General features: G+C 68.2%; 12 protein-coding genes and 2 pseudogenes. 8 read left to right on the top strand and 6 right to left on the bottom strand.

The features are described from left to right. Window positions 1-2,420: hypothetical protein (locus ACWCPM_RS11755; protein ID WP_450975970.1), on the top strand; the 2,420-nt coding region annotated here is incomplete at its 5' end. A 24-nt stretch (window positions 2,421-2,444) separates the two neighbouring features. On the opposite strand, the gene ACWCPM_RS11750 is transcribed toward ACWCPM_RS11755, so the two are convergent. Continuing rightward, window positions 2,445-2,996, bottom strand: coding sequence for a hypothetical protein (locus ACWCPM_RS11750; RefSeq protein WP_450975969.1), 552 nt, complete (start codon window positions 2,994-2,996; stop codon window positions 2,445-2,447). Window positions 2,997-3,282: 286 nt separating this feature from the next. Here ACWCPM_RS11750 and ACWCPM_RS11745 point away from each other — a divergent pair, with 286 nt between their 5' ends. Then, complete coding sequence (locus tag ACWCPM_RS11745; protein ID WP_450975968.1) at window positions 3,283-3,480, top strand: hypothetical protein; 198 nt, start codon at window positions 3,283-3,285, stop codon at window positions 3,478-3,480. Window positions 3,481-3,535: 55 nt separating this feature from the next. Here ACWCPM_RS11745 and ACWCPM_RS11740 read toward each other — a convergent pair whose 3' ends face one another. The 5 genes and pseudogenes from ACWCPM_RS11740 to ACWCPM_RS11720 form a co-directional block, all read right to left on the bottom strand. Next, on the bottom strand, window positions 3,536-3,835 hold the full coding sequence (locus ACWCPM_RS11740) for a transcriptional regulator (protein ID WP_450975967.1): 300 nt from the start codon (window positions 3,833-3,835) through the stop codon (window positions 3,536-3,538). A 2-nt stretch (window positions 3,836-3,837) separates the two neighbouring features. Next, on the bottom strand, window positions 3,838-4,305 hold the full coding sequence (locus ACWCPM_RS11735; RefSeq protein ID WP_450975966.1) for a hypothetical protein: 468 nt from the start codon (window positions 4,303-4,305) through the stop codon (window positions 3,838-3,840). Between the two features lie 98 nt (window positions 4,306-4,403). Then, a pseudogene (locus ACWCPM_RS11730) lies at window positions 4,404-4,529 on the bottom strand (helix-turn-helix transcriptional regulator); the annotation flags it as partial. Between the two features lie 472 nt (window positions 4,530-5,001). Further along, window positions 5,002-5,601 (bottom strand): annotated as a pseudogene (locus ACWCPM_RS11725) (SCO6881 family protein); the annotation flags it as partial. Continuing rightward, on the bottom strand, window positions 5,598-6,494 hold the full coding sequence (locus tag ACWCPM_RS11720; RefSeq protein WP_450975965.1) for a TRADD-N-associated membrane domain-containing protein: 897 nt from the start codon (window positions 6,492-6,494) through the stop codon (window positions 5,598-5,600). The gene ACWCPM_RS11720 and the pseudogene ACWCPM_RS11725, both read right to left, overlap by 4 nt. 1,148 nt (window positions 6,495-7,642) lie before the next feature. Here ACWCPM_RS11720 and ACWCPM_RS11715 point away from each other — a divergent pair. The 6 genes from ACWCPM_RS11715 (at window position 7,643) to ACWCPM_RS11690 (ending at window position 14,477) form a co-directional block, all read left to right on the top strand. Beyond that, window positions 7,643-8,224 carry a hypothetical protein gene (locus ACWCPM_RS11715; RefSeq protein WP_450975964.1) on the top strand — a complete coding sequence of 194 codons (582 nt, stop codon included), beginning with the start codon at window positions 7,643-7,645 and terminating at the stop codon, window positions 8,222-8,224. A gap of 48 nt (window positions 8,225-8,272) precedes the next feature. Further along, window positions 8,273-9,112, top strand: a complete 840-nt coding sequence (locus tag ACWCPM_RS11710) for a hypothetical protein (protein WP_450975963.1) — start codon at window positions 8,273-8,275, stop codon at window positions 9,110-9,112. A 10-nt stretch (window positions 9,113-9,122) separates the two neighbouring features. Next, complete coding sequence (locus ACWCPM_RS11705) at window positions 9,123-9,533, top strand: hypothetical protein (protein ID WP_450975962.1); 411 nt, start codon at window positions 9,123-9,125, stop codon at window positions 9,531-9,533. After that, the gene (locus ACWCPM_RS11700) at window positions 9,530-9,763 is read left to right on the top strand and encodes a hypothetical protein (RefSeq protein WP_450975961.1); all 234 of its coding nucleotides are present in this window, start codon (window positions 9,530-9,532) and stop codon (window positions 9,761-9,763) included. Before ACWCPM_RS11705 ends, ACWCPM_RS11700 begins: the two co-directional genes overlap by 4 nt. Window positions 9,764-9,788: 25 nt before the next feature. Beyond that, window positions 9,789-10,274: a hypothetical protein gene (locus tag ACWCPM_RS11695; RefSeq protein WP_450975960.1), complete on the top strand. Its 486-nt coding sequence runs from the start codon at window positions 9,789-9,791 to the stop codon at window positions 10,272-10,274. A gap of 1,326 nt (window positions 10,275-11,600) precedes the next feature. Beyond that, the gene (locus ACWCPM_RS11690) at window positions 11,601-14,477 is read left to right on the top strand and encodes a LamG-like jellyroll fold domain-containing protein (protein WP_450975959.1); all 2,877 of its coding nucleotides are present in this window, start codon (window positions 11,601-11,603) and stop codon (window positions 14,475-14,477) included. Window positions 14,478-14,501: the final 24 nt, after the last annotated feature.

Genomic DNA, 14,501 nt, shown 5'->3' with positions numbered 1-14,501 from the left:
AGGGCGCGCCCGAGGTCGCGGCGCAGATGTTGCAGTCCGGGACCCTGACGCCGTTCAAGTCGGGGAACTTCGAGTTCACGAACCTGAAGCACACGGACGAGAGGTACCGCGACAAGGCCATCCGGATCATCGAGCTGCTGCGCAAGCACGACACGATCCGGGACTACATCGGCACCCGCCCCTGCCGCATCACACTCCACCTGCGGACGACCGAGACCCCCGCCGACGTCACGGACCGTGGCCAGGACGGCGTGGACATCAACCTGGCCAGCTACTACTTCGAGAAGTACGACATGGGCTACATCATGGGCATGCTGGCCCATGAGATCGGCCTGCACCCCCTGGCCTCACGGAGGACGGACATCCCCGTGGAGGAGTCGATGTTCGAGGATGTCCCGCTCATGGTGCCGGGGCTCGCCGACCTGAAGACGCCGCGCACCATGAGCACGGAGGGCGCCGGCCAGGCGGACCACATCATGGCCGCCTTCCCGAGCAGCACCCGGCACGGGATCTACCGCGACATGGTCGTGCGGATGGCCGAGATCCTGGCGGAGGACGCGCAGGCGGGGGAGGACGGCGCCGCCACCCGGGACGCCACGGACATCATCGACTGCTACCTGATGGACCTGGCGACGATCGCGGTCACGAACGACAATCGCCGGGGCGCGGCCTGGGAGCCGGGCAACACGGCGAAGGCGTACAACGCGTACAAGGAACTGCTGGCCGCGCATCTGCCGGAGGGCAGTCCCCTGCGGCAGTTCCTCCCGCCGGACAAGGTCTGGTGGAAGGTCACGGGCAACTTCCTGGGTCTCGGCGCGAGCTTCACGTTCACCAACCGCGGCGACAGCATCCAGACCGCCGCCCCGCGTCTCCCCCTGCCGGGCACCGCGCCGGAGGCGTCTCCCACCGCACCCGCTCCGCGCGGCCCGCGCGACAGCCGCCCCCGTTACGTCGTGAGGTCGGGCTTCGACGCGCGCCGGTTCTCGCACGGGGGCGAGCAGGTCACCGACCTCACCGTCCGCGTCGCGATGCGCGGCACGGACGGTCAGATCGCGCATGTCCGCGACCAACTGAGCGAGGGGGTCGATCAGTTCCTGAACGACCCGGCGTACCGACTCCCCAACGGCGACCGGCTGAACGTGACGGTCGAGTACGTCGACCCCGCCGACGACCCCCACCTCAGGGTGGACCTGGCGGGCCGGGACCGCGCGATGGACCAGAACACATGGTGGGCGGACGCCTCCCCGGTCCAGCTGGTGCACGAACTGAGTCACCAGCTCGGCCTGCGCGACGAGTACCGCGACGCCGATTCCCCGCACCGCGCGCACGTCCCCGGCAGCCTCCTCGGCGATCTGAACGCGCCGCCCGAGGACCCCGCCCTCACGGCCGCCGGGCTCCGCGGCCGTCATCTGGCCCTCCTCGGCGCGCTCATCGGGAACGTGCCCACCGCCCAGGAGCCGGTCACCGAACGCACCTGGAACGACGCCCGCGCGGCGAGCGCCCCCACCCTCCGCGAGTCGGTCTGGGTGGACCCGGTGTCGCTGCCCCGCTCCACCGAGGGGGCGGCCGAAGTCGCGGCCCACATGGTGCAGACACCGACCCTGACCCCGTTCAGGTCCGGGAACTACGAGTTCACCAACCTGAAGTACACGGACGACGGGTACCGCGAGAAGGCCATCCACATCATCGAACTGCTGGAGGCGCACCAGACGATCAAGACCTACATCGCCGGTCGACCGTGCCGCATCACCCTGCTCGTGCGCACCACGGAGACCCCGGCCAACGTGGTCGACCGGGGCGCTCAGGGCGTCGACATCGAACTCGCCAGCTACTACTTCGAGAAGTACGACATCGGCTATGTGATGGGCATGCTGGCCCATGAGATCGGTCTGCATCCGCTGGCCTCGCAGAACGGGGACATCCCCGACGAGGAGCTGATGTTCCAGAGTGTCCCGCTCGCGGTCCCCGGGCTGACGGACCTGAGGACGCCGCGCACGATGAGCACGGAAGGCGCGGGGCAGGCCGACCACATCATGGCGGCGTTCCCCAGCAGCACCCGGCACCGGATCTACCGCGAGATCGTCGTGGAGATGGCGCGGGTGCTCGCGCGGGGCGGGGACGGGAACGCCGAGTCCAAGAACGTCACCGACCTGTTCGACTGCTACCTGATGGACGTCGCCTCCATCGCGGTCAGCAACGACCACCGGCTGAACGCGGCGACGGAACCCGGCTACACGGCGCGGGTCTACCACGCCTACAAGGAGATGCTCGCCGCCGCGCTGGCGGACGAGCCCGCGCTCCTGGCCCTCCTGCCCTCGAACAAGACCATGTTCGGCGTGATGAACGACTTCCGCCGCGTCGCCACCTCCGTCGCCCTCAACAACCGAGGCGACAGCATCCAGCAGCCGGACCCGACCTGACCCCGGCGCAACCCGCCGGCATCCTCACGGCCCAGTGCCCTCTGCCAGGACGCGGGCGAAGCCGGCGAGCGCGCGGAAGTCGTCCGCACGCAGACCGACGCGCGGATCGACGTGGTGCAGAAGCCCGGGTCCGGGGTGGTGTGTGCGCACGTACGCCTGGTCCAGGTCACTCTGTTCGTCGTCCACCCAGGCGAAAGGCCGGCCGGCGGCGTGCTCCACCAGAGGGGCGGTCTTCCAGTGGACCCCGTCGGGGCGGTCCCGGAGCAAGTTGTCGCCGAAGTCGACGAAGGGGAGCCGGGGCAGGCCGATCACCGGGGCGATCCACCGGTTGGCGTCGTCCATCCATGTAGTGGCCCAGCACAGTTCGTAGCCGAGCTGGAGCAGGGATCGCCCGTGCCCGGGATCGAGCCAGATCCGAAGGGACCGCCTCCGTGCCCAGAGACCTCTCTCCTCGTCCGGAGTCGCGGTGTCGACGGGCACTCTGACGGTGGTGTACCCGTCGGGCCGCCTCTCCGGCTTGGCCGCATAGGGATTGAGCGGCCCGTCCACGTCCAGGAACAACAGCGGTCGTCCCACGCTCTCCCCCTGCCCACCGTCCGCCACGTCGGAGAAGCGTAACCGCGCCGCCCGGGGAAGCCTCGCCGCTTTCCCGCGCGCCGGGAGATACCAGTCCGGGCGCGGTTGCGGACGGCTCGAGGTACGGATCATCGAAGTCCGGATGACCATCGAGCTGACCGACGGCACCCGCCGCACCGAGCTATGGCGGCTGATGACCAGCCTCCTGGACGCCGAGAGCTACCCCGCACACGAGCTCATCACGTTGTATCACCGCGGGTAGCAAGCAGAGACCTGCTACTTCTCGTTGAAGTCGACCATCCTCCACGGACGGGTGCTGCGCTCGCGGACAGTCCCTGGGCTCGAGCAGGAGATCTATGCCCTTGAGGTCGCCAGGGTGGGCGCCGCGCTCTTCGCCACCGTCGGGATGGACACCGTGCTCTTCGGGGCGGTGACCCCGGACCGTGCAAGGGAGCTGGTCCCGGAGCAGGTGGCGCACGGCTGAAAGGCACGGTACCGCTGCGATGTACCGCCGAGGAGTACACCGCGGCCGTGTGGCGCTACTGCTTCGCGGGGTCGGCCAGAGCCGCGATGCGGCGGAGCTCCGCCAGATGGCCGGCCAGGGCCGCACGGCCCTGGTCGGTGAGGGCGAGCCAGGTGTGGGTGCGGGAGTTCATCGGGGCCTTCCTGACCGTCGCGTAGCCGGCCGTCTGAAGGACCTTCATCTGCTTGCTCAGCACGGAGTCGCTGACGTCGAGGGCGTTGCGGACCACGGAGAACTCCAGGGACTCGACCGCCGCGAGCATGGCGCAGATCTGCAGCCGATGAGCCGGATGGATCACCTCGTCGAGGCCGGGCACGGTCAGGTCCGGCGCAGCAGATCGCGGCGCAGCGCCTCGTCGTTGCGTCGGCTGACGTAGACGGTGAAGGCGAGCGCGAGGAGACCGGCGACCGACATGGCGCCCGGCAGGACCGCGGCCAGTTTCAGGGCCAGGCCGATACCGAGGAGGGCGATGAGCACGATGAGGAACAGGCCGTTCAGCCTGCGAGTGCCCGGCGCGGACACGGAGCGGTTGACAGAGACACCCCGGGAGCGGGCGACGCTCAGGGTGAGCGCCGCCGGCAGGACGACTCCACCGACGATCACGCCGGTGGGGACCAGGCTGCCGCCGACGTCGATCGACGCGAAGACGAGGCCCACGCCGAGACCGAGGCCGGCGTGGTACCACCAGGGTGCGGTAGCCCGGTCGGCGAGTGTGGCGCGGGCGGTGTCTGCGTTGTCGAGGGCCGCGCGCGCGGCGGCGGGATCTTCGGGAAGGATACTTGCCATGTTGGAAAGTCTAGCTCGACTTTCCAACATGGAAAGTCTCCGGTGGGTCCGAATTCATTCGGCAGTTCGGCGGGCCGGTTCGGAAACGGCGGGCCGGTTCAGATCCAGCCGCGCTCCCGCGCGAGCAGCGCCGCCTGCGGGCGGCTCGAGGCCTCCAGGATGAGCAGGATGCTGGCGACGTAGCGGCGGTAGGTGCGGACCGAGACGCCCAGGTCCCGCGCCCCGATCGGGCCGCACCGGGCCCTGAGGAAGATCCGCCAGAACTTCGACCGGGCCACACCCCGCTCGACCGATGCCCGCGCCCGCGGACAGTGCGCGATTGATGATGCACTGAGGCCGACGGTTCGCCGTTGGACCGGCATCTGACGGGCGTGGTCAACCAGGGGTGGCAGCTCATGAAACCTTCGTTCGCCGCCGCTTGATCAACTGTGTACGGACTGGGCGCGTGGAGACAGCCTCATGATGTGCGGATGCATGATGCTGAGGGGGCAAAAATTGCACATTGTTGCAATTGGGATTACTTATCGGGCGTGAAGCCGTGTAGAGAGGTGGTGGCACAGGGCCGGGCTATGTTGCGGAGCCGATCAGGTCCGTTCGTACGTGCGCTTCGACAAAGCCTGAGTGGTCGTTACTTCGGCGCTTACCAAGGTCAGTTCGGCAAGTTCCAGACCCTCGAACGTGTTCGTGATCACGGTCGACGGTCATCAGGAGCTTGGAGACGATCAAGGTAGCGGTGGCCTCGATCCAGCCGCGCCGCCACCGCTTGGCGACCTCTCAGCCGCCTTCGACCCCGGTGAACACGGCGAGGGTGACCATGATGAGCACGCCGACTTTGCGGGCGACTATGACACCCCAGTAGAGGAAGGCGCCGATGGGGCACCCCACGGCGATCAGGCCTGTGGCACCCCAGCCGAGGCCGTACACGGTCCCCAGTTGATCGACCTTGACCACGCGGCGGATCGCGTCGTCGACGGAGGTGTTGGCCGCTTGGAACAGGCCATAGGACGCCGGTCATGATGCCGAACGCCGCCTGAACAAGGGCGCGTTCGTCACGTCGCCATGCCGCGGTCATGAGCTGGATGAGAAGGTGCCGACGGTCAGGGCGAGCCCGATGGGCAGCAGGAGTTCGTAGTTGCCGCGGAACCACCCGGCATTGAGATCGATGGCCGTTGTCGTGTTGACGGACTCGGCGGCGAGCCGCCGAGGCGAGGCGCACCTCCATGTCCCCGATCCCGAGATGTCCGACAGAGGCCGGTCGGCGAGTACCGGATGACGACACGGCCAAGCCCTGATCATTGAGAGACACCACGGTTGTTCAATTGGCTAGTCGGGTCCACCATGGCCGGCGGAGCGACCATCGCCTGAACCAGCGACGTGAGCACCTCCGTCCGCTGGGCTTGGTCGAGCCCGCAGTCCATGATGATCCGCTCAGCAGCAAGGTACCGGGCGAACTCCAGCGGCTGATCGAAGTAGGCACGCAGATGCGCCGCTGAGGCCGTCTGCGACACGACGAATGTGCGGCTTACGTATCCGGCGAGTGCCGCTGAGACCGCGCCAAGCCCACCTGCGACGACTGCACCGGCCGTCGTGCTGGCGTTCAGCGCGACAAATACGAAGGCCAGCAGGAGCGCGAATCCCAGACCCATGGCTACCTGAGCATTGCGGAACGAGCGCTTCGCCTGTGCCAGAGCGATTTCGTGGTACGCGTCAAGGCGAGTGTGCGTCAGGCTCCAGAGCTCGGGTAGCGCAAGGCCCCCGAGTTGAGGCCTGACTATGGCCCCGTTGGCGGCGCTGGCCGCCGAGGGCGAAACATTGGAAGTGTCAGGATCCGCGTCCTGAGCTGAGTTGAGGCGAGGCGCCGTCGCTTGCCCCGCTCGTAGAGCGTTTTCGAAGCTGCGTTCAGCCTCCCGGACGCGCTGACGATTAGCTTGCTCAGGGCTGTTGGCAGGATCGAGAGCCAGCCATAGATACCGCCCCACGAACAGGCCGACGATGACGCTGACACCCACAGTGACGACGCCGAGTCCGTGACTCTCGAACTTTCCCGCCTGCAAGATGCCACCAGCTGTGATCACCGGCAAGGCGAACCCGATGACGGAGAGCACTATTTTTTCTACACGCTGTACGGCGTAGTCCAGCCTGCCGTCGGAGTGCTGCTGCTCGTCACGACTTCCTGCATCCTCAGACATAACTAACCAGACTGGCCGAGGGCGACCTGATCGTCCACCGATTCGCCCTGGAAAGGTCGCAACTGGGAAGCGCTCGGATCGCGGCGAGGCTGCTGCCGCAACATGCCCCCGCCTCGGCCTGCGAGACCGGGGCGTGGGTGCGCGCGGCAAGGACTCCGGGGAGGGTGGGTTCATGCCGGTTGGACGAGGCGGGCCTGCCGACGGATGCATGCGGCAGGTTCGGGAGCGCCCGGCATGGGGGTGTGTCGCGAACGGTCAGTATGGCGGGCTGGTCAGAAGTCATTGGCGCTGAGCGGGATCTCGATCGTCTTGATCTTCCCGCTCGTCGACAGTTCGGCGCGCATGGGCCGGTCTTCCGGGACGCCGGCCTTCCGCGCGTCCTCGACGAACGCGGCGAGCTCGGCGAGGGTCAGGTCCTTGGCTCGCCAGTGGCTCGGATCGAGGTGAGCATGAAGTCAGAATGCCGTACTTCGGACTGTTGTGGGGTGCTTCGGCAAGCCTCGCGCGGGCACGGGAACGAGTCTGCGTAAACCCACTCCATCCGCCAGCGGGTAGGTGCGATTCTCGCGGGAAGCGTACGCCTTGTCAGCGCTCACGCGATCGGGACGAACGCGCGGCCCGCCCGACGTGGGGCACGCGGACGTCCTCCAGCACCATTTGGAACTGCGGCGAATCGCCACGCTGCCCTGCCGTCACCACGATCGACATGGGCTTTTGGCCCTGCCCGACCGCCAGGTGCAGCTTGGTCGTGAACCCGCCACGTGAGCGGCCCAACCCGTGATCTACCGCCAGCGCACCGTGGACAGTCGCCTTGTGCTGTAGGTGATGTCGGTACCGGCCCCCTTCGTGGCCGTACGTGGCCGTCCAAGGGACGTGGGCAATGGTCGTTACGCGACATCGACACCGGGGCGCTCTGGCAGGAGCCCTGTCGCCCACGCTCGAACGAATCCGGCATCACCGTCCGTGACGACTTGTGTGGACCAAACTTCTCTGATGTAGCGTCAGACGTTCAAGATCATCTTGCGCGGGCATTGCACACGTCGGTGAAAACCAGTGGTGGCCAACCGAAGGTCGTGAAAGTGCATATCCGCAGGTCGGGAGAGATTTCGCGGTGTCGTGCCCCTTGCCTCCAAGAGGCACGACACCACGTGGATTCAGATGTCCCGGAACTCATAGACAAAGCTTCTGACGTCGAGGACACGAGCGGCAACGCGGCCACCTACTGGTACACCAGGGAGATCAACGCCTACGGCAAGACGGACGGTCCCGAGGACCTGACCAGGTATGTCGAGGGCATGGAGGAGTACCTGGACGACGAAGGCGACGACCGGACCGTGGAACGGGGGGCCGGCCTGCTCTTTGGCCGGGCGGCGTCCCGGGAGGGCATAGTGAATATCTGGTCGAAGTCCGAGCCCGAGTACCAGGGCATGCGCTTCTACGGACGCAAGAACCGGGACAACCCCACGCCCAAGCCCGGACCAAGCCCCGTCCCCACGCCCAGCGCGAGCACCGCGGCACCGGTCGAGGAGCCCGCACCGGGAACGGTCGACGCGCCGGCCCTGGAACCTGCGCCGGGCCCGACCGGGGTGGCGTCGGCCGGCGGGGCGGCGGGTGGCTTCCAGATCTCTCCGGATGCGCAGAAGGCCGGAGCGGGAGCGGTCGTCTTCACCGGCGTGCTGTTCACGGTCGGCTTCTTCGTCAACGGCCTCACGGGCGGCGCGTTCGCCTAGCGGGGCACTGAGTAGGGTCGGTAACGACGTGAGGAGGAGTGGGTTGTGATGGATGACGAGGCCCCCAACAAGGATGTGACCATCTGGGCCACGCTCGACGAACAGGCCGCGGCGCCCCGCGGGGACCTCGTCGTCCACTGGTTCCGGACCGCGATCGACTCCTTTTTCTCAAGCGGGGCGAAGGAGACCGCCGACTCGTACGCCCGTGCCACCGAGTCGTTCAGGGGCGGGCGGCAAACCCGGCTCAGGAACGTCCGGGAGAACTGGCCGGCGTTCGCCGAGGCCTTGCGTGCGCATCCCTTCTACGCGAGCGCCGGCTTCCACGAGCCGTCGGGCGAGGACGAATGGGTCGATGACCACGGGCGCGTGGGCAGTCAGCACGCAGGCCGTGGCGGTACGCACACCGAGCTTTCCGTGTTCCTCCCGGGCGGAGACCGGATCGTCGACCCGGACTTCTGCGCACGCCTGGTCGACTTCCTGGCGGCGGCCCTCGACGGGGCCGACCCGGTCTTCGCGCGTGTCGACTACTTGAACTTCCACGACAAGCCCGACCTGGAGGCGGCTCTGCGGCGAAGCCACCGCAAGTACCTCAGCGAGTCCCGCACCTACCTGCGCGGCTACTCCTGGGTCACCGGCGTGCCCAGCGAGCTCGCCGCCCGGCTCGGCGGTGCCTCGTGTTTCGCGGCCACCGGCGCCTTCCACGCCGTACGGGAACTGCGCGGCGGCGGTCTGTTGCTGCAGGCGACCGAGACGCTCGCCGGATACGACGACCGGGCGATGCACGCGGTGTTCCGGGCTCTGGCGCCGGTGCTGCCGCCGGGCATCCCCGAGCACGACCCCGCCCGCGAGAACCTCCGCGTGGTGTTCGAGGACGCGAGCGCTCTTTGAGGAGGGCCTGGTGAACCCCCTGGACACGCTCGTCCGGGAGCATGTCGCCCCGGTCATGAAAACGGCCGGTTTCAGCAAGAAGGGCAGGACCTTCCGTCTCGCGGCCGGGAACGGCGACCACCTGTTCCTGCAGTTCGACACCCACGCCGTCGATCCGGGCAGGCACGTCTTCGACGTGACCTTCTCGGTCGTCCCGCTGCCGTACTGGGAATTCGTCAAGCGGCAGCACGTCGACCCGCCGGCCCCCGATGCCAGTGGCGCCCTTGCCACCTGCCCCGTGATCCCGCCGGCCGAGGTCGCCCACGAGCCCGACGAGGAGATGCCGTTCAGATCCCGGTGGCCTTCCCGGAGCCGCGGACGCGGGATCTGTGCGGGCGGGAACTCGCCCGCGTCCTCGTGGAGGAGGACCTTCCGCGCATGACGCGGCTGCTCGACCGCAAGACCCTTCTGGAGGAGACCCGCACCAACCCGAACGGCGAACTGGTCAGGATGTGGGGCGCCGCGCAGAGCGAGATCGTGCTGCGCATCGACGACGACCCGGTCGCTGACGTGGCCGCGCTGGTCGACCAGGCCGAGGCGGACGGGGTGTTCCCGGGCTTCGTCGCCTGGGCGCGACAGCGACTGCAGCGACGCACGGTCGGGGAGGCCTGACCGTGGGCTTCTGGGGGCTTATGTCGTGTGCCGCAGCGAGGCCCCGCTCGACGACCTCCAAGCCGTCACCGACCGGCACGACGGCATCGACGAACACGAACACCGCCCCGGCGGCTGGCAGATCGGCCGCTACCCGGGCCCGGAACTCGCCGACGAGGGCCCGGCGATGCTCGTGGAACTGGCCGAGGAGACGGGGGCACCGGCGCTGACCGGCTTCGTGCTGGACAGCGACACGGTCTTCGTCGAGGGATACTCCCCGGCGGCCGGCCACTGGCGGGCCTGCCTCGCGCGCGAGGTCGCCGAGGCCTACTGCGAGGACGACGACGAGGACTTCGACGCCGAGTTCCCCCTCCCGGAGCCGGCCGCACAAGCTGCGGCCACCTGGGCCCGGGAAGCGGGCCTCACCCCCGACCCGCCAGGCCTCCTCGCGACGTTCGCGGAGGAGGACAGCGACTTCGCGGAGGAACTGTTCTTCCGGCTACTGGACCAGTTAGGCATCGGACGCGGCTGAGTGATGGTGCTGTCCGGCGAGCAACGCGCGTACCCAGAGGGCCCGTTCCGGACGGTGTACGCGCGCCTGGTCGACGAGGGCTTCGTCGACCACCGTGAGTCCCGGGGGCTCTCTGAGTGCGAGCTGGGGGAGATCTCCCAGGACCAGGGGGCGCCGCTGGATCCCGAATACGCTGACTTCCCGCGGCGCATGGGCGCCGGCCAGGGGCGGACGCGCTCGCGGGGGAGACCGTTTTCGACCTGGCGGCGCTCGGTAGCCGGGCAGGCGCTGAGGCGACTTGCGCGGAGTTCGGCATCGAATGCGACCTGAGCCGCGCCCTGCTCGTCGCCTCCCCCCAGGGCTACGTCTACCACGACGTCGACCTGGCCGACGGCGCGGTCCACTGCCTCACTGAGGACTCCGCCGGGCCGGTACGCGTGGCCGACTCGTTCAGCGCGTTCCTGTACGACTTCGTGAAGTCGGCCTGAGGGACGCGATGGACGTCACCGTCTGGGCGACGCTCGATGAACGGGCCGAGACGCCGCGTGGGGATCTCGTCGTCCACCGCTTCCGGACCGCGATGGACTTCTTTTTCCGCGACGGGGTGATGGAGACGCCGATTCCTACGCGGTCGCCTCGGAGTCCCGCAGCGGCGGTAGGGACATCCTGCTCAAGGACATCCGGGGGGACTTGCCCACGCTCGCGGCCGAACTGCGCGGACACCCGTTCTACGCCCGCGCCGGATTCCACCAGGCCGCGGCCGACGAGGAGAAGCGGGTCGACGACTTCGGCCGCGGTGGAGGGCCAGGTGAACCGGATCAAGATGCTCAAGCGGCAGATGTTCGGCCGCGCTGGGCTGGACCTGCTGTGCAAGCGAGTCCTGCTGGCCGTGTGACCGGTGCCCGGTCCCCGCCGGGACGGTGACCGTCCGTCAGCAGCACGGAAAGTGATCCAGAACCCAAATTCAGCCGTTGCCGACACCTGCGTCCCCGTTCGGGCGGTCGCAGGCCCTGACAGATTGTCGTCTTGTCGGGATACAAGCGGCTGCGTGCGGAAAAAGCCGTCGACGCGGACCAGGGTGGCCCCTCATCGTCCCTGGTCACCGAAATACATCGGAACCCCAGGTCTTCGCCGACGAGCCGTTCACCGCCGCCTTCGGGGTCCGTGCTGCCCCCGGGGATGGCACACCTGACCGACTGGCAGGAAGCGGCCTGTGGCGCGGCTCACTCTTGAAACGCCTTTGATTCGGAAAAGGAGGCCCCATATCTTTCTTTCGTCACTGCTGTACGGCATGACCACATCAATTTCATAGCAGGCTCTGGGGAGAGCCTGGGGGGAGACAAGGGCATGACCAACCCTTGGTTCCGGCGGCTTCGTGTTGCCCGGACGCTCGGCGTGCTGCTCGGCGGCGCCGTCGTCCTGGGCTCGTTGCCCGCCGTCACCAGTCCGGCCGACGCGGCCGGCAGCACGCCGGCCGCCTCGGGCGAGGAGGCCGCATTCGCACTGGCAGCTGAGACCGGCGAACCGGTGGAGATCATTCAGCAGCGCACCGAAGACGAACTCGTCTACGCCAACCCGGACGGCTCGTTGACCAGTGAGACCAGCGTCCAGCCGCAGAGGGTGGAGCGTCCCGACGGTAGCTGGGTGAAGGCGGACCCGACCCTGGAGCGGCGCCCGGACGGGACGATCGGGCCCAAGGCCGCCGTCGTGGACCTGGCCTTCGCGGCGGCCGGTTCGTCCGACTTCGTCACGCTCGGAGAGGACGGCAGGTCGTTCACCCTGGAGTGGCCCACGCCGCTGCCCGAGCCGGTCCTGAACGGGGACACCGCCGAGTACCGCGAGGTGCTGTCCGGTGTGGACTTGCTGGCCAGCGCCTCGGTCACCGGCTACTCGTACGTCCTGGAGGTGAAGACTCCGGAGGCGGCCCGCAATCCTGAGCTGGCCGAACTGCGGCTGCCCGTACGGTCGGAGGGCCTCGATCTCGAGACCGGCTCGACCGGTGGCCTCCAGGCGCTGGACGCCTCCGGCGAGCGCGTCTTCGGCGGTCAGGCACCCAGGATGTGGGACTCCTCAGACGCCGCGGGAGAGGTCCCGGCGGACGCGGTGCCTGCCTCCGGCGAGGACACCCCGGCCCAGGAAGCGCCCGACGCCGGCGCGAAGGTCGTCGACATGGCCCTCGATGTCTCCGCGTCCGAAGTCACCGTCCAGCCTGACCGGACCTTGCTCACCGCTGCGGACACCGACTTCCCGGTCTACATCGACCCCGAGGCCGGGATGTCGAAGAGCGAGTGGCTGTACGTGTCCAGCGCCAACCCGAGCATCGAGTTCCACAAGTTCAAGAAGGACGAGGGTGTCGGCCGCTGCTCGGCCGACACCATCGGCGGCATCTACTACGTGTGCAGCAACTCGCCGTACACGAACCGGATGTACTTCCAGTTCGCCACCAAGGGCTGGAAGAACCGCACCATTTCCAAGGCGGTCTTCGAGGTCTATGAGACCTTCTCGTTCTCCTGCACCAAGAGCACCGTCAACCTGCACATGGTCGCCGAGGGCGGTGTCGACTCCGCCACCAACTGGAACAACAGGCCGGGGGACGGCGACCTGATGGTCGACCGGAACGTCGCGTACGGCCGGGGCGACAGCTGCAGCCCGGACGCCCCGCCCAGCTGGGTCGACTTCTCGGACAACGCCGACGAGAGCAACGAGAACCTCACCTCCTCCGTCCGGAAGAAGGCCGCGGGCGAGGACCCGATCGCGTTCTCGCTGCGCGCCTCCGACGAGGGCGACCCCAACTCCTGGAAGCGGTTCCGGGGTGACAACGCCAAGCTCGTCGTCACATACAACACCCGTCCGAGCAAGCCCACCGGTGAGCGGTTGACCAACCCGGACGAGAAGCTCTGCACCACCGACAACACCAAGCGGCCGTGGATCCGGGACGCGACCCCGAGAATGTCCGTCACCGGTACCGACGCCGACTCCCACACCGACGGCACCGGCCAGAACCTCACAGCGACCTTCCGGGTCTGGGACCAGGTCGACGGCCGGCCCATGGTCTACGAGGGCAAGGACGGGCCGCAGAACGAAGGCAAGTTCGAACGGGAGATCCCCGTCAGGGAGCTGGCCCACGGTCACGGCTACAAGTGGCACGCCCAGACGTACGACGGTTCCACCGGCAAGCTGAAGGACTCCGGGTACTCCGAGTGGTCCGACTGGTGCGAGTTCGTGGTCGATGTGGAGAGGCCCGACACCAAGCCGCGCGTCGAACCGGTGGCGGCCGAGTCCGACCTTCCGATGGGCGCCGAGCGGCACTTCACCCTCTCCGCGAACGGCAACTCCGACTCGGTCTTCAAGAACGACGTCGAGTACTACGAATGGGACCTCGGCAACGACACGCCCACCCGCAAGGCCACCCCGGCCTCCCTTGGCGGCAATGCGGTCATCGAGGTGCCGACCAGCACCTTCGGTCCGAACGTGCTCTACGTCCGCAGCGTGGACCGGGCCGGCAACCGGGGTCCGCTGGAGAAGTACTTCTTCACCGTCGACCGCGCCTGCGCGGACATCCTCGCCGACAGCTGCGCCGCCGCCGTCTACGACCTCGACCAGACCACCGGCACCACCGCCCCCGACACCTCCGGCCACGACCGCGACCTGACGGTGAAGGGCGCCGACTGGGTCGCAGGCAACAACTCCGCGAACGACCCGGCCGACAAGGCGCTGCGCTTCAACGGCACCACCGACCACGCCACCGCCACCTCCGGCGTGCACACCGGACAGGCTTTTACCGTCTCGGCGTGGGTGCGGCCCACGTCGCTGGCCAAGAACATCTCCGTGGTCAGCCAGGCGGGCAGCCAGGGCAACGGCCTCAACCTCTACTACTCCACCGCCTACAAGCGCTGGATCTTCGGCCGACACATCAGCGACACGGCCGACTCGGAGCTCGTTCGCGCCATGGCCAGCAGCGAGCGCCCCGCGACGGTGAACAAGTGGGTCCATCTGGCCGGTACGTACGACCCGGTCGCCCGAAAGTTCACGCTCTTCGTCGACGGCGAGGAACAGGGCAGCGCCACCGTCACCGACGTCTGGAACGCCTCCAAGGGCCTCAACATCGGCCGCGCCCAGTACGGCGCCGACTGGTCCGACCCCTTCACCGGCGACATCGACGACGTACGACTCGTCCCCGGTCTGCTCTCCGGTACCGAGATCTTCCGGCTCGCCAACGGCTGAGAAACCACCGACGGCTTCTGACCA

It is taken from the genome of Streptomyces sp. NPDC002309 (assembly GCF_053593375.1).
Note: the sequence above shows the minus strand (reverse complement) of the source record. Positions and strands in the feature narration are given on the sequence as shown.